A 21,769-nucleotide genomic window follows, 5' to 3' on the forward strand; every position below is an offset into this window, starting at 1 on the left:
TGACGGTAACACTGTGTGTACGTGCTGCGACAGGTTCGCACCTGGTGACATTTGGCCGTGATCCGGCGGCAAATAGTTTCCTGAGCTGTCACTGATTGGTCGCCGGGGCCGCGTGGGATGGGGTCTCATGCGCCGCCGCCTCCTCGCTGTCGCGGGCCTGGTCCTCTTCCTCCTCGCCGGGGGAGCGGCCACCGCCTCCGCCCACGTGATCGCCTCCACCGGGTACGCGACCGTCCACCAGGACGGTCACCGGGTCACCTATCAGCTCAGCCTCGAGTACGCCGTGCTCGCGCGGGCCGTCGACCTCGGCGCCCCCGCCACCGACGACGGCCGGCGCGCCCAGGCCCTCGACGCGGGAAAGCCGGCGATCGCGGAGTACCTGCACGACCGGGTGGTGGTGGCGCTCGACGGCGCCGCCTGCGAGCCAGAGTTGGAGACCACGTCCGTCGGTCAGCGCGCGCAGAAGGCGTACGCCGAACTCGGGCTCGTGTACACGTGTGCCGGGGACGGCGGGTCGTACCACCTGAAGTACACCGTGTTCGGCGACGAGGAGGCGGTCGCCGACGACCACACCAACCTGGTCGAGTACTCCTTCGGCGGTGAGACCGGCCGGACCGTGTTCGACCGCGGCCACCACGACTTCACCGTCGGCGACAACACGCTGGCCGGGTCGAGTCTGCAGTTCGGCAAGATGGGCGTCGAGCACATCCTGCTCGGGCTGGACCACGTGTTGTTCGTGGTGGCCCTGATGCTCGGCGCGACCAGCTTCCGCAGCCTGGTCCAGGTGGTCTCGATGTTCACCGTGGCGCACAGCGTCACGCTCGTCTCCACCCTGCTGGGCGGGTTCACGGTACCGGCGGTGGTGGTCGAACCGCTGATCGCGCTCTCGATCGCGTTCGTCGCCGTCGAGAACCTGCTCGGCTCCACCCGGCACCGGCTGCCGGTGGTGTTCGGATTCGGTCTCCTGCACGGCCTCGGGTTCGCCGGGTCGTTGCGGATCACCGATCGGGTCAGTCCGGAACTGCTGGTCTCGCTGCTGAGCTTCAACGTCGGCATCGAGGTCGGCCAGGCGCTCCTGCTGGTCGCCGTGTTCCCGCTGGTCCTGCTGATCCGCCGGACCCGTTTCTCGGTTCCGGCGGTGCGTTCGGCGACCGGGGTCGTCGCCGCCTTCGGCCTCTGCTGGTTCGTAGAAAGGTTCTTCCTCGCATGATCCGCCTGACCCGTAAGTCGAGCGATCACCCAGCTGCCACGACGAAGTGGCACAAACTCCTGTACGGCCTCACCGGCGGTCTGACCGCCCTGGTCGTCGCGGTTCCGTTGACCGGCGTCATCGCCGATGCCGTCGACGCGCCCAGCGCGACGATCTCGGGCACGGTGTTCGAGGACCGGGACAACGACAACCGGTTCGACCAGGGCGAGACCCCGCTGGCCGGGGTCAGCGTCTCGGACGGTCAGCAGATCGTCGTGACCGATGCCCAGGGCCACTACAGCTTCAGTACCGACGTCGAACGCCGTGACGTCGACCTGGTCTTCGTCAACCAGCCGTCCGGCTACTCGGTGGGTACGGACGACACCATGACGCCCAGGTTCTACCGGAACCTCGGCCGGCTCGCGGCCGGGGACAGCCAGCTGGCCGACTTCGGTCTGCGCAAGGACAAGCAGTCGGCGAACGGCGGCTTCACCTTCGGCAACGTGGCCGACCCGCACGTCAACGCGCAGCTGCCCGAGCAGATCACCGAGATCAACTCGACCCGGCAGAACCTCGCCTTCATCCAGGTCAGCGGCGACCTGACCAACAACGCGACCGACGCCGAGTTCAGCACGTACAAGGCAGGCACGGCCAAGTCCAAGGTGCCGGTCTGGCCGGCCGTCGGGAACCACGAGTACTCGGCCGGCTCGACGTACGGGGCGCGGATCAACAACTACCGCCAGCACGTCGGCCCGGAGTGGTACTCCTTCGACTACAGCGACCGGCACTTCCTGGTTCTGGAGAACAACGGCGCCGCCCCGTTCGCCGAGCAGCTCGAGTGGGTCAAGGCCGACCTCGCCCTGCACATGAAGAAGGGCAAGCACCTGGTTGTGCTGGCCCACCAGCCGATGAACGTGCCGTTCGGTTCACCGTCGGTGTACGACGAGTACGGCAAGGTGCTGGAGCAGTACGGCGCCGAGCTGGTGCTGGTCGGGCACGAGCACAGCAACGACGTCGAGCCGAAGAGCGACTTCGCCGGCACCGCCAAGCACATCCAGACGGTGTCCAGCTCGTACACGATCGACAACTCGCCCCGCGGGTTCCGGTTCGTGAACATGGACACCAAGACCTTCGACAACCCGTTCCGGATCTACGGCGCCGAGAAGGACCTCACCATCGTCAGCCCGGCCCCGGGGTCGTCGGTCCCGCTGGACCGGTTCCCCGGGATCCAGGTGAACGCGTACGACACCACCGACGCGCCGAAGAAGGTCCGGTACCGCCTCGACAACGGCGGCTGGCACCCGTTGACCTCCACCGGTGAGTTCACCTGGTACTCCGAGCTGCCGCCCAGCGCCAAGGTCGGCCGGCACACCCTCGAAGTGGAGGCCGCCGACCGGACCGGGGCGACCTGGAAGGGTACGTCGAAGTTCACCCTCACCGCCGAGAAGGCGATCCGTCCGGTCGCCGGCGCTGACTGGTCCCAGCACCACGGGGACGCGTCGCACGGCGGTGTCGCCCAGGACGCCATCGCCGCCGGACAACGGCTCGCCTGGTCGTACCGGACCAAGGGCACCTTCCTCACCGGCTCGCCCGCGATTGCCGGCGGGGTGGTCTACGCCGGCACCCGGGACGAGAACGGCGACGGCAACAGCGCGGTGCACGCGGTGAACCTCGCCACCGGCAAGAAGCTGTGGAGCTACTCCGTGCCGTCGTCGGTGCACGGCAGTGTGGCCGTGGCGGACGGGCTCGTGTACGTCCCGACCCTGCGCGGCACGCTGTTCGCGGTGGACGCGAAGACGGGTCGGCTGAAGTGGCGGCACGACCCGGAGACGGCGCCGGCCGGCAGCAACCAGCGCACCTACGGGTACTACGGCGTCACCGTTGCCGACGGCAAGGTGCTCTTCCCGTTCCAGACCCGCTTCGGTGAGGCGGCGGCCGGACTGCTGCTCGCTCTGGACGCGAAGACCGGGCAGCGGGTGTGGGCCTCGCCGATGGCCGGCAACACCATGTCCGACGGGACGCCCGCGGTCGCGGACGGCCGGGTGTACGTGGGCAACCAGGACGGCAGCGTCGTGATCGCGTACGACCTGAAGACCGGTCAGAAGCTGTGGACCGGGAGCGACACCCTCGGCGGCTGGCAGGACGGCGTACCGTCCGCCGCTGACGGCAAGGTCTACATCGGGTCGAACAACGGCATCGTGGCCCGCGACGGTGCGACCGGCGCGGTGCTGTGGAGCTACACCAGCGCGCACCCGTCGTTGGCGAGCAGCGGTGCGACGCCGTCGGCGGCCGCGATCAAGGGCAATACCGTGTACATGTCCTTCCCCAGCGGTGCGGTCACCGCGCTGGACGCGAACACCGGTGCCGTGATCTGGGACCAGCTGCTGCCGGGCTCGCAGTACCGGGGTGGCTCCTTCACCTCACCGGCGGTGTCGGGGAACACGTTGTTCGTCGGCGCGAACAGTGGCGGGTTCTCCGCGCTCGACCTCCGCACCGGGCAGCCGTTGTGGTCGCAGAACATCGGTACCTGGGTATCCGCGGGTCCGGCGGTCAGTGGGAACACCGTGGTCGCCGGGGCGTTCGATGGCAACCTGTACGCGTTCACGCCCGGCGGGGTCGCGGCCAAGCCGTGGCCGTTGGTCTCCGGCAAGGTCACCAACAAGGCGACCGGTGGCGCCGCGGCCGGCAGCACGGTGCTGGTGGTCCAGAACGGGACGGCGATCGGCCGCACCACGACGGATGCCGCTGGCAACTACCGGGTCGGGCTGCCGCAGGGCGCGGGCCGGTACACGATCCAGGTCGCCCAGCTCGGGTTCGGCACCGCGGCCCGGGAGATCGAGGTCGGCGAGGGCGGCTCGGCCCAGGTGGATCTCGAGGTGGCCCCGGTGACCGTCGATGCGAGTATCGGCAAGCGGCTGCCGAGCGGCCTGGTCGAAGGTGGGCCGGGTGACGTGGTGATCGAGAACAAGCACCTGGCGATGGCGATCGCCAAGGTCTACAACGATCCGCAGCTGAACCAGTCCACCACCGGCAAGGTCCTGGACCTGGCGATCACCGGCCGGCCGGACCAGATCGACTGGATCAATCTGCCTTACGTGAGCACCGCGGAGCCGACCGGCGGGAACGCGTGGGCGCAGCTGCAGACCCGGTCGAACGACGTGCGGATCGTCGAGAACACCGGCGAGAAGGCGGTCGTCCGGGTCACCGGCACCTCCGCGGAACACCCGGGGCTGAAGATCGTCACCACCTACACCGCGACGGCCGACGAGCAGTACGTCACGGCGGCGACGACGTTCACCAACGACTCCGGCGCGGCGTTGTCGGTCTGGGCCGGTGACGCGCTCGACCACGACGGACCGGGCTCGCGATCGGCCGTGTCGGGCTCCCCGGTCGTCACCAGCGGCGGTCCGTTCAGCCAGGTACCGGACGTGAAGCGGTGGATCGGCCAGGCCGGGACCAGCGCGGACAACGAGACCTACGGACTCGTGTACTCCGCCGACAGCGGCGCGTTCACCGGGTACTCGCAGAGCAACTTCACGATGAGCAAGTTCAAGCTGGACCTCGCCACGACGGCGAGCCACACCATCACCCGGCGGATCGTGGTCGCCGCCAACGGCGGTGGCACGGACAAGTTCGCGGTGCTGAACCAGTTCGCCTTCTGAGCGGACCGGCTGGACGCCAAGAGGAGGGCCGGCGGTCGCGACGACCGCCGGCCTTTCGGGTTGTCTCGGAACGTGCCCGGCAGGTGAGGTGCTGTCGGGGCGCGTCTCCTTCTTTAAGGGATGGCGGCCGGCTCCTGGGTGGTCCACCGCGAGGCCGCGGTGGAGTGCCGGTACGGCGGGTCCGCCGGGACCGGTTCGAGCCGGGTCAGTCCGGTGATGGCCGGGTCGGTGCGGCGCGGCTCGGGAACGGGCGTGCCGTCGGGCGCCAACGCGGACACCTCCTCGATCGTGAGGAACCCGACCGGACGGACTCCCTCGGTAACCACCACCAGGCATCCAGGGACCACCTGTTGAGCGCGGTACCCGTGCCCGGGCACCAGGATGCCCTCGGCGGCGGACCGCCAGGCACCCGGCGCGAACCGGCGCAGTGCGATGCCGACCTGCTCGTCCTCCACGGTGCGCGGCGGCAGGTAGGCGGTGGCTGTGTAGTCGTAGTCGTAGTCCGGCTCAGGCGGCCCGGACACTCGCCCACCCTGCTGGGGCGTCAACCAGACCACCGAGCCCCGGACAGAGAGCGACCCCGTCATCATGACCATGACCAAGCATCATGCCCGTCACCGAGCGTTTTCGCTACACGACTCCGTGTGTTTTCCGCAATCCCATCGCAATCTGCCGTCCGGCCGCCCGGGCGGGACTCGATAACCTGCGGGGGTGGCAGAGTCGCGGAAGGTTTCTGGTGAGGGGCGACTGGCCCGGCTGGGGTTCGCGGACCCGCAGCGGGCCGGCAGGACACTCGAGGAGCTGGACGCGCTCGACTCGTACAGCCCGATGGCGACCGACCAGCTGGTCGCCTCGCTGTCGGAGACGGCCGATCCCGATCTGGCCCTGCACGGGCTGCTGGGCCTGGCCGAATCGCTGCACCAGCACGGCCACGACCTGGCCGCGTTCGCGCGGACGCTGGACATGGACGACGACTTCCGCCGCCGGCTGTGCTGCGTCCTGGGCGCGAGCGAGGCGCTCGGCCGGCACCTGAGCGTGCATCCCCGGCACTGGTACGACCTCGCCGATCCCGCTCTCGCCCAGGTCCGGCCGACCCCGGACGACGTGGCCTCGTGCCTGGCCACCGCGGTCGACGCGGAGAACCCGGTGGACGCGCTGCGGGTCGAGTACCGGCGGTTGTTGCTCCGACTCGCCGCGCGCGACCTGGCCGAAGGGCTGCTCGTCGACGAGGTCGCCGCGGTCCTGGCCGACCTCGCCGGTGGTGCGCTGGAGACGGCGTTGCGGATCGCGCGGAACGACTACTTCGCGAAGCACCCGGACGCCGCCGACTGCCGGCTCGCGATCATTGCCATGGGCAAATGCGGTGGCCGGGAGCTGAACTACGTCAGCGACGTCGACGTGTTGTTCGTGGCCGAGCCGCTGGCCGACGAGGACGAGGCGGCCGCGCTGAAGACGGGCAGCCAGCTGGCCGCGGCCACGATGCGGATCTGCTCGGCGCACACCGCCGAGGGCACACTCTGGCCGGTCGACGCGGCACTGCGTCCCGAAGGCAAGGCGGGCCCGCTGGTCCGGACGCTGGACAGCCACCTGGCCTACTACCAGCGCTGGGCCAAGACCTGGGAGTTCCAGGCCCTGCTGAAGGCCCGGCCGATCGCGGGTGACGCCGACCTCGGCAAGGAGTACGTGGAGCGGATCGGCAGCCTGACCTGGTCGGCCGCCGACCGGGACGGGTTCGTCGACGACGTCCAGGCGATGCGCCGGCGGGTGGTCGACCACCTTCCGGCGGCCGACGTGGACCGCCAGCTCAAGCTCGGTCCCGGTGGACTGCGGGACGTGGAGTTCGCGGTCCAGCTGCTCCAGTTGGTGCACGGGCGCGGCGACGAGTCGGTCCGGAGCGGGACGACGCTGGTCGCGTTGGAGGAGCTGACCGGATCGGGGTACGTCGGCCGGACCGACGGCGCCGTGCTCGCGGACGCGTACCGGTTCCTGCGGCTGATGGAGCACCGGATCCAGCTGTACCGGTTGCGGCGGACCCATCAGGTTCCCGACGACAAGGACGACCTGCGCCGGCTCGGACGGTCGCTCGGCTTCACCAAGAACCCGGTCACCGACCTGACCGCGGAGTGGAAGAAGCACGCGCTCGAGGTCCGCCGGTTGCACGAGAAGCTGTTCTACCGGCCGCTGCTGAACGCGGTCGCGCGGATCCCGGGGGAGGAGATCCGGCTCACCCCGAAGGCCGCGAAGGAGCGGCTCACCGCCCTCGGGTACGCCGATCCCGCCTCGGCGCTGCGGCACATCGAGGCGTTGTCCGAGGGGGTGTCCCGGCGGGCCTCGATCCAGAAGGCGTTGCTGCCCGCGATGCTCGGCTGGTTCGCAGAGTCGCCCGACCCGGACGCCGGGCTGCTCGCGTTCCGGACCATCTCCGACGGGCTCGGCTCCACCCCCTGGTACCTGCGCCAGCTCCGCGACGAGGGCGCCTCGGCGGAGCGGCTGGCCCACCTGCTCGCCAGCGGCCGGTACGCCGTGGACCTGTTGCAGCGTGCGCCCGAGGCGACCGCGATGCTCGCCGACGAACGCGAGCTGGTCCCCCGGACGCTGCCCGCGTTGCAGACCGAGATGGCGGCCGCGGCGAAGCGGCAGGAGGAGCCGGAGGCCGGGGTGGCCGCGATCCGCGCGGTCCGGCGGCGCGAGCTGTTCCGGGTGGCGGCGGCGGATCTGTCGTCGATGCTCGACGTGCACGCGGTCGGCGAGGCGCTCACCACGGTCTCGATCGCGACCCTGACCTCGGCGCTCGAGGTGGCCCGACGGACGGTGGCCAAGGGCGGCGAGGAGCCGACCCGGATGGCGATCGTCGCGATGGGCCGGTTCGGCGGGCACGAGCTCAGCTACGGCAGCGACGCGGACGTGATGTTCGTGCACGACCCGGTCCCGGGAGCCTCCGAGAAGGCGGCGACCGACTTCGCCACCCAGGCCGCCACCGAGCTGCGCCGCCTGCTCGCCCTGCCCGGCGCGGACCCGGCCGTGGCGGTCGACGCGGACCTGCGGCCGGAGGGACGTCAGGGCCCGCTCGTGCGGACACTCGCCTCCTATGCGTCGTACTACGCGCGCTGGTCGGCCGTGTGGGAGGCGCAGGCGTTGCTGCGGGCGGACCCGTTGTGCGGGGATGCCGACCTGTGCGAGAAGTTCCGCGCCCTCATCGATCCGCTGCGGTACCCGGAGGAGGGCATCAAGGACTCGGACGTGCTGGAGATCCGCCGGATCAAGGCGCGCGTCGACGCCGAACGCCTGCCGCGCGGTGCCGACCCGGCGACCCACACCAAGCTCGGGCGCGGCGGCCTGGCCGACATCGAGTGGACGGTCCAGCTGCTGCAGATGCGTGAGGCCCATCGCGTCGAGGGGCTGCGGACGACCCGGACCCTCCGAGCTCTGCAGGCGGGTGTCGACGCCGGTCTGGTCGACGCGGAGGACGCGGCGGTCCTGCGCTCCGCGTGGGAGCTGGCGACCCGGATCCGGAACGCGATCATGCTGGTCCGGGCGCGGCCGAGCGACTCGCTGCCTCGGGATCCACGTGACCTCGCCGCGGTGGCCCAGATCTGCGGCTATCCGCCGGGGGAGAGCAGCCGGTTCGCCGACGACTACCGGCGCCGGACCCGGCGCGCCCGGATCGTGGTGGACCACCTGTTCTGGGGCGAGTGACGGCGGGCGCATTCATCGGGTGGCCGGTGATGAATGCGCGGTGAAAGCGCTCTGCGCGAGCCTGCTGCGGTACGAGGGCAGTGCACGCCTGGGGGGCGATCGCATGGAGGAGTTGCCGGCGGCCACGGAGTTCAGTGACTTCGTGGCGACCCGGTACGGCAGTCTGCTGGGGACGGCGTACGCGTTGACGCAGGACCGGGGACTGGCCGAGGACCTGGTCCAGACGACGCTGGCCAAGTGCTGGCGGGCCTGGCCGACGATCGACGGTGCCGACCCCGGGCCGTACGTGCGGCAGGTGCTGGTCAACACCTGCCGGGCCTGGTGGCGGGTGAAGAAGGGCAAGCTCGAGTTCCCGACCGACGAGCTGCCGGCGACCGTGGTCCCGGTGGACCACTTCGCCCGGATCGAGCACGAGGAGGTGCTCACCGAGGCGCTCGGCCGGTTGCCGCGGCGGATGCGTACCGTCGTGGTCCTGCGCTACCTGGCCGAGCTGACCGAGGCCGAGGCGGCCGCCGTGGTCGGGTGCTCGGTCGGGACCGTCAAGAGTCAGTCGAGCCGTGGTCTCGCCCGGCTCCGCGTCGACCCGGTGCTGCACGAGTACGGCCGCCCGAGCCGGCGGAGGACGGCCTGACGGTCGTCGCCGATTTCGGCCGCGCCCGGGGTACCGGGTTAGGTTTGGCCGGTGGAGACGACGCTGGATCAGGTACGGCAGGCGGGGGTGTTCAGCACCGTCCGGCGGAGCGTGCGGATGACCGTCGGACAGAAGCGGGTCTGGGCCACCCGGTGGTCCGAGCTCGGCCGGACCCAGGAGGACCTGCCGCCCGGCGCCGTCGATCTGGCCGCCTGGTTCGGCCGGGAGGCGCCGACCGTGTTCGAGATCGGTTCGGGCATGGGCGAAGGCACGGCCCAGCTCGCGGTCGCCACCCCGGACGTGAACCACCTGGCCGCCGAGGTGTACCCGGCCGGTCTCGGGCAGCTGATGCTCTGGGTGGAGAAGTACGACCTCACCAACGTCCGGCTGCTGCAGGGCGACGCGCTCGACTTCCTCCGCGACCACCTGCCGCCGGAGTCGCTGGACGGCGTCCGGATCTACTTCCCCGACCCGTGGCCGAAGAAGCGGCACCACAAACGCCGCCTCGTCACCGGCCCGTTCGTCCGCCTGGTCGCATCCCGGCTACGCCCCGGCGGAACGTTGCACCTGGCCACCGACTGGGCCGACTACGCGGAGCGGATGCTGGAGATCTGCACCGCCGAGCCGTCGCTGGCCAACCAGTACGACGGCTGGGCGCCGCGCCCCGAATGGCGGCCGGTCACCAAGTTCGAGGCGCGGGCTCAGGCGGAGGGCCGGGACTGCCGGGACCTGCTGTTCACGAAGCGGTCCGGGTCGTGAAGTTCCACTGCCCGGCCGGCACGGTGAAGACCGCGTAGCCGTCCCGCCAGACCGGCTCACCCGCGTACGGCGCCGGGACCGCACTGACGTCCGCGACCGCCCGCGCCGGGACGTGCACCTCGGCCGTCGAGCCGACGGGGACCTGGACCTCCAGTTGCAGCACCCGGCCGGACCGTTTCCAGGTCGCGACCACCTTGCCGCGGACCGTGTCGGTCCGCAGCGACGCGGACTTCACCTCGGCCCGCGCGTCGGGCCGGACCAGGATCCGCTCCCACCCGTTGGCGAGGTTGCGGACCCCGGCCACGTTCTCCAGCAGCCACTGGACCACGGTGCCCTGGAAGTAATGGTTGCGGGACCGTGAGTCCAGCTCCCACTTCTCCCACATCGTGTCCGCGCCCTGGTCGATCCAGTACCCCCAGCTCGGGAACGTCCGCTGCAGCGCGACCTTGGTGGCCACGTCCGCGCGCCCGTACTGGGTGAGCACCGGCAACAGGACGCCGACGCCGAGGCAGCCGGTGTTCAGGTGGAAGTCACGCGCCTCGATGTCGGCGACCAGGTTCGCCACGACCCGCGGGACCAGGTCGTCCGGGACCAGCCCGAAGGCGAGCGGGACCGCGTTCGAGGTCTGCCGGTAGTCGGGGTCCGAGTCGGTCCGGTAGATCCCCGCCTCGCGGTCGAGGAAGGCCCGGTTCAGCCCTTCGGCCAGCTCGGCCGCGGCCTTGCGGAGTCGCTCGGCCTCGCCCGCCCGGCCGATCAGGTCACCGATCTCCGCGGTCGCGAGCACTGCGCGGTACAGGTACGCCGTGCCGGTGAGCCGGCGGTCCTCGGGGGCCGGGCCCTGACCGTATCCGGGCGGCAGCCAATCGCCGAGAACGCTGACGGACAGGCCGTCCTCGACCCGGGCGAGCTCCCAGTCCACGTACCGCAGGACGGCGTCCCAGTGGTCGTGGAGGAGCCGGGAGTCGCCGTACGTCCGGTGCATCTCGCGGAGCAGGAACGGGTACACCGTCGGCCACTCGGTCGCGGGGGAGAGCTCGGTGAATCCCCAGCCGCCGCTCGGCACGATCACCGGCAGCTTGCCGTCGTCCTGCTGGCTGTCCCGGATGTCGCCGAGCCACTTGGTGAAGAACCGGGCCAGGTCGAGCTGGGCCAGCATCGTCGGCGCGCCGACCTGGGCGTCCCCGGTCCAGCCGTTCTTCTCGAACATCGGGGTGTCGGTGGGAATCCCGTGCAGGTTGTTCAGCACGGTCCGGCGCATCGCCTGCTCGAACTGGTCGTACAGCGGCGCGTCGGCGGTGAACCGGCTGATGTCGCGGACGTCGGAGTGCGCGACCCGGGCGGTCAGCTCCACCTCACCCGGCCCGTCGATCTGCACGTACCGGAAGCCCTTGTACGAGAAGCGCGGCTCCCACTCCTCGACGCCGTGGCCCGCGGCGACGTACTCGTCGCGCTGGAACCGGCCGCCCTCGACGTGATGGCTGAACGCCTCGACCAACCCGTCCGCGCCGACCGTCTCGCCGTACTGCAGGCTGATCCGCGTCCCGGCCGGCGCCGTCACCCGGATCGCCACCGAGCCCGCCGTGGTGATCCCGAAGTCGGCCACCCGCACACCGTCCCGCGGTGAGGTGACCGCGATCGGCCGGACGTCCTCGATCACGCGGATCGGCTCGTGCGCCTGGGCGACCAGCGAACCTCGCGGTGCGGGCAAGGTGGCGACCGGGGACCACGTGGAGTCGTCGAAACCGATCGCATCCCAGCCGGGCCGGGCGAGGCGGGCGTCGTACGTCTCTCCGGCGTACAGCGAGTCGGACACCGTCGGCCCCGCGGCGAACCGCCAGCTCGAGTCGGTGACCACCTCGCTGACCGAACCGTCCTCGTGCTCGATCACCAGCCGGGCGAGCAACCGTGGATCGCCGATCCACGGTGCCTCGTGCCAGCGCCAGACGTTCGGCGTGGTCAGCCCGTAGAAGCCGCGGCCGAGCTCGGCGCCGAGGACGTTGCCGCCGGTGCCGATCAGCTCGGTGACGTCGTGGGTCACGTAGAGCACCGTCTTGTCGTAGTCGGTGAACCCGGGATCGAGAATGGCGTCGCCCACCGCTCGACCGTTGAGCCGCAGATCGGCGTACGCGAGACCGCAGGCATAGAGCCGCGCGCGAACCACGGGACTGGTCACGGCGAACTCACGGCGCAGCAAGGGAGCCGCGTCACCGGGTCCGCCGATCCACTCCGCGGCGCCGAATCCCTCGTCCAGCAAGGCGGTCTCGAACCAGGCCGGCTCACTCCAGTTGCCGGCGGCACCGGTCCCGTCCCAGAGCCGGACGGCCCAGTGGTACCGGGTCCTCGGGGTCAGCGCCGGTCCGTCGTACTCGGTCTGGATCGCGGCGGACTCCACCTGGCCCGAGTCCCAGACGTCGGCGCGTCCGTCGGCCAGGAGTCCGGGATCCGTCGCCACCAGCAGCTGGTACGCCGACTGAGTCGCGCCGTACCCGGGGGCGGTGGCGACCCAGCCGAGCCGCGGCCGGCCGACGTCGGTCCCGAGCGGGGTCTCGGCGTACTCGGTCGTGACCTTGGCCACGGTCAGCGGGCCGCCGAGGCGCCACCCGTCCAACGAATCGCGGTCGGCCATGTGAGCGGGCTCCTCAGGGCAGGCGGCAACGTCCGGCAGGACCGTAGGCAGGCCGCGGTCCTCGCGGCAACACCTGTGTCCTGATTCGGACAGGTCAGGACCGAGGGGTGAGAGCGAGCGCCCAGAGCCGGTCCGGGACCAGCTTCGCCAACCGCATCAGCCAGGCCATCTGCCAGGGGAAGACGATCCGCGCCGACCGCTTCGCGATCCCGTCCGCGATCGCCCGGCCGGCCTGGTCGGCGGGGATGATGAACGGCATCGGGAACGTGTTCGTCTCGGTCATCTCGGTCTCGACGAACCCCGGGCAGACGGTCAGCACGTCGATCCCGTCCGGCCGCAGTCTCGCCCGCAGCGCCTCGAACAGGTTGAGCTGCGCGGCCTTCGTCGCGCCGTACGCCTCCGCCCCGGGCAGACCGCGGTACCCCGCGACCGAGGAGATGCCGACGATGATGCCGGCGCCGGCGGCCTGGAACCGCGGGATCACCGCGTCCAGGCAGTTCGCCGTCCCGGTCAGGTTGACGTCCAGGTGCCGCTGGAACGAGTCGACGTCGAAGTCCTTCATCTGTTCCCAGAAGCCGGCACTCAGCACCACGATGTCGAGCCCGCCGAGCGCGCGGTCCACCTCCTCGGCGGCCCGCCGCACCCCGGCCCGGTCGGTGATGTCCACTGGCACCACGGCCATCCGGTCCCCGGCAACCTCGCGCAACGCGTCCTCGCGACGCGCCGAGACGGCCACCCGCGCGCCGCGGTCGGCGAGTTCGCGGGCCGCCGCCGCGCCGATGCCGGAGGACGCTCCGACGATCCAGATCCTGCGTCCGGCCAGGTCCATCCGGTCAGCTCCTCCGGCTCAGTGACAACTGCAAAACCCCCAGGTACCCGGACCGGAAACCGGCCTCGGAGTAGGCGAGGTAGAACTCCCACATCCGCCGGAACACCGCGTCGAACCCGAGGTTCGCCACGGTCGCGGCCTCGGCGGTGAACCGGTCGCGCCACAGCCGCAGCGTGCGCGCGTAGTCCGCCCCGAAGTCACGCCGGTCGGTGACGGCCAGGCCGCCGGACGCCGCGGCGATCCGCTCGATCGCCTCCAGCGACGGGATCAGGCCGCCCGGGAAGATGTACTGGTGGATCCAGCCCTGCGCGTGCCGGGTCGCCAGCAACCGGTCGTGCGGCATCGTGATCGACTGCAGCCCGAACCGGCCGCCGGGCGCGAGCAACCGGTCCACGGTCGCGAAGTACGTCGGCCAGTACTGCTCGCCGACCGCCTCGATCATCTCCACGCTCACGATCGCGTCGTACTGGCCCTGGACGTCGCGGTAGTCGCACAGGTCGACGGTCGCCGTCACCCCGGCTTCCGCGATCCGCTTGCGGGCCAGGTCGCGCTGCTCGGCCGACAGCGTGATCGAGCGGACCGTGGCGCCGCGCTGGGCGGCCTGGATGGCGAGCTGGCCCCAGCCGGTCCCGATCTCCAGGACCCGTGATCCGTCCCGCACCCCGGCGTAGTCGAGCACGCCCTCGATCTTGCGCCGCTGCGCCTCGGCCAGCGCGCCGGGCCTGTCACCGCGGTCGTCGCTGAACCAGGCCGAGGAGTACGACAGCGTCGGGTCGAGGAAGGTACCGAACAACTCGTTCGACAGGTCGTAGTGCCGGGCGATGTTGGCCCGCGCCCCGGTCCGGTCGTTGCGCTCGGCAATCGGTCGTTCGAGCAGCCGGCGGAACCGCTGCAGGGCCGGCGGCACCAGCACGGCCAGCTTGCGGGCGAAGACGGTGAGCAGCTCGGCCAGGTCGGTGCCCGGGGCGGCCCGCCAGTCGCCGGCCATGTACGCCTCGCCGAACCCGATCTTCAGGTCGGTGCCGATCCGGTGGAAGAACGCGTCCGAGACGATCCGGAGCTCGGGCGCCCCCGTGGCGCCCGCACCCAGCTTCGTCCCGTCCGGCAACTGGACGACGAGCGGCAGGTCGCGGACGGCGCTGTGCAGGATCCGGCGCGCGGCCGCGGCCCGAACCGGGCTGTGCGGGACCCGGGCGACACCGGGCCACCGTTCTGCGTCGACCAGCTGCAGGGTGGTGCTCATCGGACTCCTTCCGGCGGAACGTGACGACGGCGCTGGATCACCGGCAGGCGGCGGAACCAGAGCCAGACACCGTGCATTCGGATCAGCGCCCAGACCTGATAGGTCACGAACGGCACCCGCAGCGCCGCCTTGACCACGGCCCCGCCGCGGGCCGGCCGGGGCCGCCCGGCGAAGGTCGCGGAGAACACCCGGCGGTCGTCCTGGGTCAGCTCGACCACTACGGCGACCCGGTCCGGCTCCAGCCGCAGCGTCACGTCGTACCGCCCGTCGACGGTGAAGAACGGCGAGACGTAGAACTCCTTGGCCAGCGAGAACCGGCCGTGGTCGTCCGGCTTCGCCAGCTGCGCGTGCCGTTCGCCGTACGTGTTGTGCACCTCGAACACGACACAGCGCAGCTCGCCCGTCGCGGTGAAGCACCAGAACACCGTGAGCGGGTCGAACACGTACCCGAGGTTGCGCGCGTTCGCGAGCATCAGGACCCGGTCGTCGGCGGCCAGCGGGACGCCGTGCGCCGCGGTGAAGGTGGCCACGTTCTCCCGCAACGAGCGGTCCGGATCGCCGAGGTGGTCGGAGACCCGGAACGACGCGAGCGGCCGGTGCTCCGGGAGATCGGTGACATCGACGAGCCACTGGTACGTCCGGTACCGGAACCGGTGGTCCTGGGGGAACCTGCGGGCGTGGCTCACGTACCCGGGAACGATCGCAGGAACTTGGGGGAGGGCTACCACCTGGTGCCGAACCTCTCCGCCGCCTCGACCCCGGACCGGCAGCCGTCCTCGTGGAACCCCCAGCCCAGGTGCGCCCCGGCGAACGCGAGCCGCGGACCGCCGGCCGACCGCAGCCCGTCCGCCGCGGCCACCGACTCGGGCGTGAAGACCGGATGCGCGTACGTCATCCGCCGAAGCACGCGGTCGGGATCGACCCAGCCGTCGGGGTTCAGCGTCACCAGGTACTGGTCGCCGGAATCGAGGCCCTGCAAACGGTTCATCCAGTAGCTGACGAGCACCTGCGGCTGGTCCTCACCACAGTCCCGCATCCGGTAGTTCCAGGACGACCGGGCCCGCTGGGCCTTCGGCAGGACGGACGCGTCGGTGTGCAACCAGGTCGGGTTCACCGAGTAGTCGAACGCGCCGAGCAAGGCCTTCTCGTCCGCGGTGGCGTCACCGAGCAGGTCGAGCGCGGTGTCGGCGTGAGTCGCTAGGACGACGTGGTCGAACTCCTCGGTCCGATCCGCCGTGGTCACCTCGACGCCGTCCGCGTGCCGGAGCACGGTCCGTACCGGGGTGGAGGTGCGGACGTCGCCGATCCGCTCGACCACGCGGTCCACGTACGTCCGGGAGCCGCCGACGACGGTGCGCCACTCGGGCGATCCGCTGACGGTGAGCATCCCGTGGTGGTCGAGGAAGCGGAAGAGGTACCGGGCCGGGTAGCGGCCCGCGTCGGCCGATCCGCTCGACCAGACACACGACACCAGCGGGACCGCGAAGTGCCGGACGAAATACGCCGAGAAGCCACGCGTCGCGAGGAACTCGGACCAGGTGAGGCCGTCGTCGCCGTCGGCCAGCACCTCCCGCGCGGCCCGGTGGAAGCGGGGGACCTCGGTCAGCATCCGGAGGAACCGCGGATCCAGCGAGCGCCGCGGCTGGCCCAGGATGCCGGTGGCGCCGCGGCCCCCGGCGTACTCGAGGCCGCAGCCGTCGCAGTGAATGCTCATGCTCATCTCGGTCGGCCGGGTTTCGACTCCGAGCTCGGCGAACAACCTGAGCAGGTACGGGTAGGTCCGGTCGTTGTGCACGATGAAGCCGGAGTCGACCCGCAGGGCCGAGCCGGTCGTGTCGATGACGTTATGGGTGTGGGCATGGCCACCGGGCCGGTCGTCGGCCTCGAAGACGGTGACGTCGTGGCTGTTGCGGAGCAGGTGGGCCGCGGTCAGTCCGGCGACCCCCGAGCCGATGACAGCGGCGGAACGACGATGTCCGGTCATGGCGAAAGTCTCCCGGCTGCATAAGTTCTGCACAATTTCTCAGCTCTGCTCCGCCAGGACTTCGGAGCCGGTTGCCGGGTTGATGGGTCGTCTCGGTCAGTGATTTTCCTGTCTCGTCATCTGAAACAAAACGCAATTGATGAACTTTCTTTGCTTTCATGGGGACATGCAGGTCGTCACCACCCCCGCCACCGGCGTACTGACACGCCGGCGGCATGTCGATCTGCTCCGCGTCGCCTCCGCGGTGTGTTGACCCCCGACGGTGCCCCCCTGCACGGCCAGTACATGTCAGCTCGCGACTCGCCCGGTCGCCCGCACCTGAAGGTCACATCGTGAGGAACCTGCGTATCTCCGCCACCCGCGTGGCAGCCGCGTCCGTCGCCGTCGTCTCGCTCCTGGCAGCCGTCGCCGGCTGCTCCCGGGCCGAGGAGGATCCGGCCCCGGTCGCCGCGAACGACAAGGGCCCGGCCACCGAACTGCGGCTCGGCTACTTCCCGAACGTCACGCACGCCGCCGCCCTCGTCGGGCTCGGCGAGGGACTGTTCACCAAGGAGCTCGGCAGCACCAAGCTGGTACCGACCAAGTTCAACGCCGGACCCGAGGCGGTCGGCGCGCTGCTCGGCGGTTCGCTGGACGCCTCGTTCATCGGCTCCGGCCCGGCCATCAACGCGTACGCGAAGTCCAACGGCGAGGCGGTCCGGCTGATCGCGGGCGCCACCTCCGGCGGGGCGCAGCTGGTGGTGAAGCCGGGCATCGCCAAGCCCGAGGACCTGGCCGGCAAGACCGTGGTCACGCCGCAACTGGGCAACACCCAGGACGTGTCGCTGAAGAAGTGGCTGGCCGAGAAGAACCTGACCGGCAAGGTCAAGGTGACCAACCTGGAGAACGCGCAGACGCTGGACGCGTTCAAGAAGGGCGACGTCGACGCGGCCTGGCTGCCCGAGCCCTGGTCGTCGCGGCTGGTCCTCGACGCCGGCGCGAAGGTGCTGCTGGACGAGGCGTCGCTGTGGCCGGGCGGCAAGTTCCCGACCACCGTGCTGATCGTCCGGACCCAGTTCCTGCGCGAGCACCCGCAGAGCGTCAAGGCCCTGCTGACCGGCCTGGTCGCGGCGATCGACGCGAGCGGCAAGGACCAGGCGGCGACCAAGAAGGTGGTCAACGACCAGCTGCTGGAGCTGACCGGCAAGGCGCTCAAGCCGGCCGTGATCGACCGCGCGTTCGCGAACATCTCGATCACCGCCGACCCGGTCGCCGGCCAGTTCCCGCAGCTCGCCAAGGACCAGGTCACCGCGGGGATCGCGAAGGAGGCGCCGGCCGTTGCCGGTTTCGCCGACCTGACCGCGCTGAACGAGGTCCTGAGCAAGGCCGGCAAGCCCGCGGTGGACGCCGCCGGGCTGGACCAGAAGTAGCGGACGCCGAGGAGTGGGGGAGCACCCGATGACCGCGACGATCGACACCCCGGTGACCCGGACCACGGCACCGGTGCGCTTCCATCAGGTCGGCAAGACGTTCGGCCAGGGGGACAAGGCCGTGGTGGCGCTGGAGCAGGTGGACCTGGCGGTCGCCGCCGGGGAGTTCACCACCCTGGTCGGCGCCTCCGGCTGCGGCAAGACCACGCTGCTCAACCTGGTCGCCGGGCTGGACCGGCCGACCAGCGGGCGGATCGAGCTGGACACGTCCCGGCCGGCGGTGGTCTTCCAGGAGGCCGCGCTGATGCCGTGGCTGACCGCGGCCGGCAACGTCGAGCTGCCGCTGCGGATGGCCGGCGTCGGCAAGGCGGCGCGGCGCGCCAAGGCGGCCGAGCTGCTCGAGCTCGTCCGGCTGGCCGGCCTCGGCGACAAGCGGCCGCACGAGCTGTCCGGCGGGATGCGGCAACGCGTCGCGCTGGCGCGGGCGCTCGCCTCGACGACCGACAACACCGGCTCGGGCGCGGGCAAGCCGTCGCTGCTGCTGATGGACGAGCCGTTCTCCGCGCTGGACGCGATCACCCGCGACGTCCTGCAGGGTGAGCTGCTGCGGATCTGGCGGGCGACCGGGACGGCGATCCTCTTCGTCACCCACGACGTCCGCGAAGCCGTCCGGCTCGGCCAGCGCGTGGTGTTGTTGTCGTCGCGGCCCGGCCGGGTCGTGCGGGAGTGGGAGGTCGACGGCCTCTCCGGCGCGGCCGAGAACACCGCGATCGAGGAGATCAACGCCGCGCTCCGGAAGGTGATCAGCAGCCATGCCGCGGCTTGAGAGCGACCTGAAGGACCGAACCGCCGCACCGGCCGAGCTGGACGCCGGGTCGGTCGGCGCGGGCCTGGACGCGCTGGATACGCCGCTGGTGGATCGCCGGCCCAGCCTGCTCCGGCGGATCGTCGGCAAGGTGCTGCCGCCGATCGGGGCGATCGCGCTGTTCGTCCTGATCTGGCAGATCCTCTGGGCGGCCGCGTTCTGGCCGGAGTTCAAGCTGCCGGCACCGGTCGACGTCTGGGCGCAGATCTGGCAGCTGGTGACGTCCGGGGAGATCCTCGGACTGTTCTGGACGTCGGTGCACCGGGCCGTGATCGGGTTCGCGATCTCGTTGCTGATCGCGGTCCCGCTCGGGCTCGCGATCGCCAACATCACCGTGGTCCGGCGCGGCATCGGCCCGTTGGTCTCGGGGCTGCAGAGCCTGCCGTCGGTGGCCTGGGTACCGGCCGCGATCCTGTGGTTCGGCCTGAACGACCGGGCGATCTACTGGGTCGTCCTGCTCGGCGCGGTGCCGTCGATCGCGAACGGCCTGGTGTCCGGGCTCGACCAGGTCCCGCCGATCCTGCCGCGGGTCGGCAAGGCCCTCGGCGCCGGCCGGCTGGACGGGATCCGGTACATCCTGCTGCCGGCCGCGTTGCCCGGGTTCCTCGGCGGACTCAAGCAGGGCTGGGCGTTCTCCTGGCGGTCGCTGATGGCGGCCGAGCTGATCGCGACCTCACCGGATCTCGGCGAGGGCCTCGGCCAGTACCTGCACAACGGGATGTCGCTGTCGGACATCTCGATGGTGTTCGCCGGGATCTTCCTGATCTTCGTGGTCGGGGTCGGAATCGAGCTGCTGGTCTTCCGGCCGCTGGAGAACCGCGTGCTGCGGACCCGCGGCCTCTTGTAACCCGGCGCGCGGGGGAGCGGGGTGGCGTCTCAGATCGCAATACCCGACAAATTCGGCTGACTTTGTCTGCTTCCATGGGGAACTCCCGCACCACGGCCCGGAAGTCACGACCGGAAGGACCCTTCCTGTGCGTCGTCTGATCCTCGTCGCCCTGCTCGGCTCGCTGGCCCAACTCGTCGACGGCACGCTCGGCATGGCGTACGGCGTCACCGCCACGACGGCGCTGCTGATCACCGGGATCACGCCGGCGATCGCGTCGGCGGCGGTGCACCTGTCCGAGGTCGGTACGACGCTGGCGTCCGGGCTGTCGCACTGGCGGTTCGGCAACGTCGACTGGCGGGTGGTCGCGCTGATCGGCGTGCCCGGCGGAGTCGGCGCGTTCGCGGGAGCGACCTTCCTGTCCAGCCTGTCGACCGAGTCGGCCTCGTTGTGGGTGGCCGCGCTGCTGATCCTGCTCGGCGTCTACATCCTGGCCCGCTTCGCGACCGGGAAGACCCGGGCCGTGCTGGAGGGCAAGCTCGGTGGCCGGTTCCTCGGCCCGCTGGGGCTGTTCGCCGGGTTCGTCGACGCGACCGGCGGCGGTGGCTGGGGTCCGGTGGCCACGTCGTCCCTGCTGAGCAGCGGCAAGCTCGCGCCGCGGAAGACGGTCGGCTCGGTCAACGCGGCCGAGTTCATCGTGTCGGTGGCCGCGAGCATCGGTTTCCTCTTCGGGCTCGGCAACGAGAACGTGCCCTTCGACCTCGTCGCGGCGCTGCTCGTCGGTGGCGTGCTGGCCGCACCGCTCGCGGCCTGGCTGGTGTCGCGCCTGGCGACGCGCTGGCTCGGGGTGGGCATCGGCCTGGTGCTGATCCTCACCAACACGCGGACCCTGCTCAACGGGCTCGACGTCAGCGCCGGCCCGCGGTACGCGATCTACGCCGCGCTGGTGCTGCTGTGGGCCGGGTTCGTCGCGTACTGCGTGAAGAGCTTCGGCCGGCGGACCGAGGCGGAGCCGGAGCCCGAGCTGGAGACCTCCGCGAGCCGCTGAACGATTACGGCTTGGCCACTTCTGGGCGGGACGACCGCGCCTCGGCCCGGTTCCGGCGGTGGGTGTTCGCGCGGCGCCGTACTGTTGGAGCGTGGTCCGATTCCTGCCGTTCCTGATCAGCCTGGTCCTGACCGTCTACGCGCTCTTCTCCTGCATCCAGACGCGCGATGAGGACGTCCCGCACCTGCCGAAGCTGGTGTGGATCGTGCTGATCGTGTTCGTGCCGTTCGCCGGCCCGATCATCTGGCTGCTGATGGCGCGGCGGGTGCAGCGCTCCGAGCGCCCGGCCCGGCCCGCCGGTCCGCCCGCGCGGCCGGTCGCGCCCGACGACGATCCCGACTTCCTCGCGTCGCTGGAGCGCTATCGCGATCCGCGGATGACGCCGCACCCGGAGCCGGGCGACGAGCACCCGGCCGAGGACGAGCCGAAGCCGCCGGAGCAGCCGAAGCCGGCCGAGGACAAGAAGAAGCCGCGGCCGGAGAAGAAGAAGCCCGAGGACTCCGAGTCGGGCGCCCCGACCGAACCGGACGACGGCAAGAGCTAGCCGGCCGGTCGGGGCCCTGAGGACGACGGCAGGAGCTGGCCCGCGTGTCGGAGGTCCTGCGGACGGTGGGCCTCAGCGCAGTGCTGAGGACGGGCCGGGTCCGGCCTGGTGGGACCGGACCCGGGTGGGTCGGGGTGGTTCAGCTCCCGGCGGCCGCGTCAGGCGGACTTCCGGTGCTCGGCGAGTACGACGTTGTCCCGCTCGGACTCCGTGGTCCCGCCCCAGACGCCGTACGGCTCCCCGACGGAGAGCGCGTGCTGGCGGCATTCGGGCTGAACCGGGCAGGTTCCGCAGAGCGACTTCGCCACCATCTCGCGGGCGCGTTTGCGCACGCCACGCTCCGATTCGGGGGAGAAGAACAGCTCCGGGTTGACGTCGCGGCAAGCGCTTTGCGACTGCCAGTCCCACAGATCCATGAGCGGGCGGGGTAGGCGAGGCATCCCTCTCGACATGGCAAC

At 71.0% G+C, this 21,769-nt stretch carries 18 protein-coding genes; 11 read left to right on the plus strand and 7 right to left on the minus strand.

Annotation, left to right across the window (positions count from 1 at the left end; all coding sequences use genetic code 11):
* Nucleotides 1–127 precede the first annotated feature (127 nt).
* Nucleotides 128–1,210, plus strand: a complete 1,083-nt coding sequence (locus FB561_RS21370; protein WP_145809315.1) for a HupE/UreJ family protein — start codon at nt 128–130, stop codon at nt 1,208–1,210.
* A complete protein-coding gene (locus FB561_RS21375; RefSeq protein WP_145809318.1) occupies nt 1,207–4,851 on the plus strand; it encodes an outer membrane protein assembly factor BamB family protein in 3,645 nt (1,214 codons plus the stop codon). The genes FB561_RS21370 and FB561_RS21375 overlap by 4 nt, the downstream gene beginning before the upstream one ends.
* A gap of 113 nt (nt 4,852–4,964) precedes the next feature.
* Here the strand turns inward: FB561_RS21375 and FB561_RS21380 are convergent, their stop codons facing one another.
* The gene (locus FB561_RS21380) at nt 4,965–5,375 is read right to left on the minus strand and encodes a hypothetical protein (protein ID WP_238334953.1); all 411 of its coding nucleotides are present in this window, start codon (nt 5,373–5,375) and stop codon (nt 4,965–4,967) included.
* Between the two features lie 187 nt (nt 5,376–5,562).
* Between FB561_RS21380 and FB561_RS21385 the strand changes: the two genes are divergently transcribed.
* The 3 genes from FB561_RS21385 to trmB all read left to right on the plus strand — a co-directional run bounded on the left by FB561_RS21385 (nt 5,563) and on the right by trmB (nt 9,937).
* The gene (locus FB561_RS21385) at nt 5,563–8,547 is read left to right on the plus strand and encodes a bifunctional [glutamine synthetase] adenylyltransferase/[glutamine synthetase]-adenylyl-L-tyrosine phosphorylase (RefSeq protein ID WP_145809322.1); all 2,985 of its coding nucleotides are present in this window, start codon (nt 5,563–5,565) and stop codon (nt 8,545–8,547) included.
* 103 nt (nt 8,548–8,650) lie between these two features.
* Complete coding sequence (locus FB561_RS21390; RefSeq protein WP_145809325.1) at nt 8,651–9,178, plus strand: SigE family RNA polymerase sigma factor; 528 nt, start codon at nt 8,651–8,653, stop codon at nt 9,176–9,178.
* 51 nt (nt 9,179–9,229) lie between these two features.
* Complete coding sequence (gene trmB / locus FB561_RS21395; protein WP_145809327.1) at nt 9,230–9,937, plus strand: tRNA (guanosine(46)-N7)-methyltransferase TrmB; 708 nt, start codon at nt 9,230–9,232, stop codon at nt 9,935–9,937.
* Here trmB and FB561_RS21400 read toward each other — a convergent pair.
* The 5 genes from FB561_RS21400 to FB561_RS21420 form a co-directional block, all read right to left on the minus strand.
* On the minus strand, nt 9,915–12,563 hold the full coding sequence (locus FB561_RS21400) for an alpha-L-rhamnosidase (RefSeq protein WP_145809335.1): 2,649 nt from the start codon (nt 12,561–12,563) through the stop codon (nt 9,915–9,917). The genes trmB and FB561_RS21400 overlap by 23 nt on opposite strands.
* Nucleotides 12,564–12,657: 94 nt before the next feature.
* Nucleotides 12,658–13,392, minus strand: coding sequence for an SDR family NAD(P)-dependent oxidoreductase (locus FB561_RS21405; protein WP_145809337.1), 735 nt, complete (start codon nt 13,390–13,392; stop codon nt 12,658–12,660).
* A gap of 4 nt (nt 13,393–13,396) precedes the next feature.
* The gene (locus FB561_RS21410; RefSeq protein WP_145809339.1) at nt 13,397–14,635 is read right to left on the minus strand and encodes an SAM-dependent methyltransferase; all 1,239 of its coding nucleotides are present in this window, start codon (nt 14,633–14,635) and stop codon (nt 13,397–13,399) included.
* Complete coding sequence (locus FB561_RS21415; RefSeq protein WP_238334954.1) at nt 14,632–15,321, minus strand: DUF1365 domain-containing protein; 690 nt, start codon at nt 15,319–15,321, stop codon at nt 14,632–14,634. The genes FB561_RS21410 and FB561_RS21415 overlap by 4 nt, the downstream gene beginning before the upstream one ends.
* Nucleotides 15,322–15,356: 35 nt before the next feature.
* A complete protein-coding gene (locus tag FB561_RS21420; RefSeq protein WP_145809343.1) occupies nt 15,357–16,619 on the minus strand; it encodes an NAD(P)/FAD-dependent oxidoreductase in 1,263 nt (420 codons plus the stop codon).
* A 166-nt stretch (nt 16,620–16,785) separates the two neighbouring features.
* Between FB561_RS21420 and FB561_RS39250 the strand changes: the two genes are divergently transcribed.
* The 6 genes from FB561_RS39250 to FB561_RS21445 all read left to right on the plus strand — a co-directional run bounded on the left by FB561_RS39250 (nt 16,786) and on the right by FB561_RS21445 (nt 21,311).
* Nucleotides 16,786–16,872 (plus strand): putative leader peptide, encoded by an 87-nt coding sequence (locus FB561_RS39250; protein ID WP_420371360.1) that lies wholly within the window; start codon nt 16,786–16,788, stop codon nt 16,870–16,872.
* Nucleotides 16,873–16,951: 79 nt separating this feature from the next.
* Nucleotides 16,952–18,028, plus strand: a complete 1,077-nt coding sequence (locus FB561_RS21425; RefSeq protein ID WP_238334955.1) for an ABC transporter substrate-binding protein — start codon at nt 16,952–16,954, stop codon at nt 18,026–18,028.
* A 28-nt stretch (nt 18,029–18,056) separates the two neighbouring features.
* Nucleotides 18,057–18,854 carry an ABC transporter ATP-binding protein gene (locus tag FB561_RS21430; RefSeq protein WP_145809345.1) on the plus strand — a complete coding sequence of 266 codons (798 nt, stop codon included), beginning with the start codon at nt 18,057–18,059 and terminating at the stop codon, nt 18,852–18,854.
* Nucleotides 18,841–19,740, plus strand: coding sequence for an ABC transporter permease (locus FB561_RS21435; RefSeq protein WP_145809346.1), 900 nt, complete (start codon nt 18,841–18,843; stop codon nt 19,738–19,740). The genes FB561_RS21430 and FB561_RS21435 overlap by 14 nt, the downstream gene beginning before the upstream one ends.
* Nucleotides 19,741–19,867: 127 nt before the next feature.
* Entirely contained in the window at nt 19,868–20,767 is a 900-nt protein-coding gene (locus tag FB561_RS21440; protein WP_145809349.1) for a sulfite exporter TauE/SafE family protein, read from the plus strand.
* A 91-nt stretch (nt 20,768–20,858) separates the two neighbouring features.
* Nucleotides 20,859–21,311, plus strand: coding sequence for a PLD nuclease N-terminal domain-containing protein (locus FB561_RS21445; protein WP_145809350.1), 453 nt, complete (start codon nt 20,859–20,861; stop codon nt 21,309–21,311).
* Between the two features lie 158 nt (nt 21,312–21,469).
* On the opposite strand, the gene FB561_RS21450 is transcribed toward FB561_RS21445, so the two are convergent.
* Nucleotides 21,470–21,763 (minus strand): WhiB family transcriptional regulator, encoded by a 294-nt coding sequence (locus FB561_RS21450; RefSeq protein ID WP_083933465.1) that lies wholly within the window; start codon nt 21,761–21,763, stop codon nt 21,470–21,472.
* Nucleotides 21,764–21,769: the final 6 nt, after the last annotated feature.

The sequence above is a fragment of the Kribbella amoyensis genome, assembly GCF_007828865.1.
In the GTDB taxonomy this organism is placed as follows: domain Bacteria; phylum Actinomycetota; class Actinomycetes; order Propionibacteriales; family Kribbellaceae; genus Kribbella; species Kribbella amoyensis.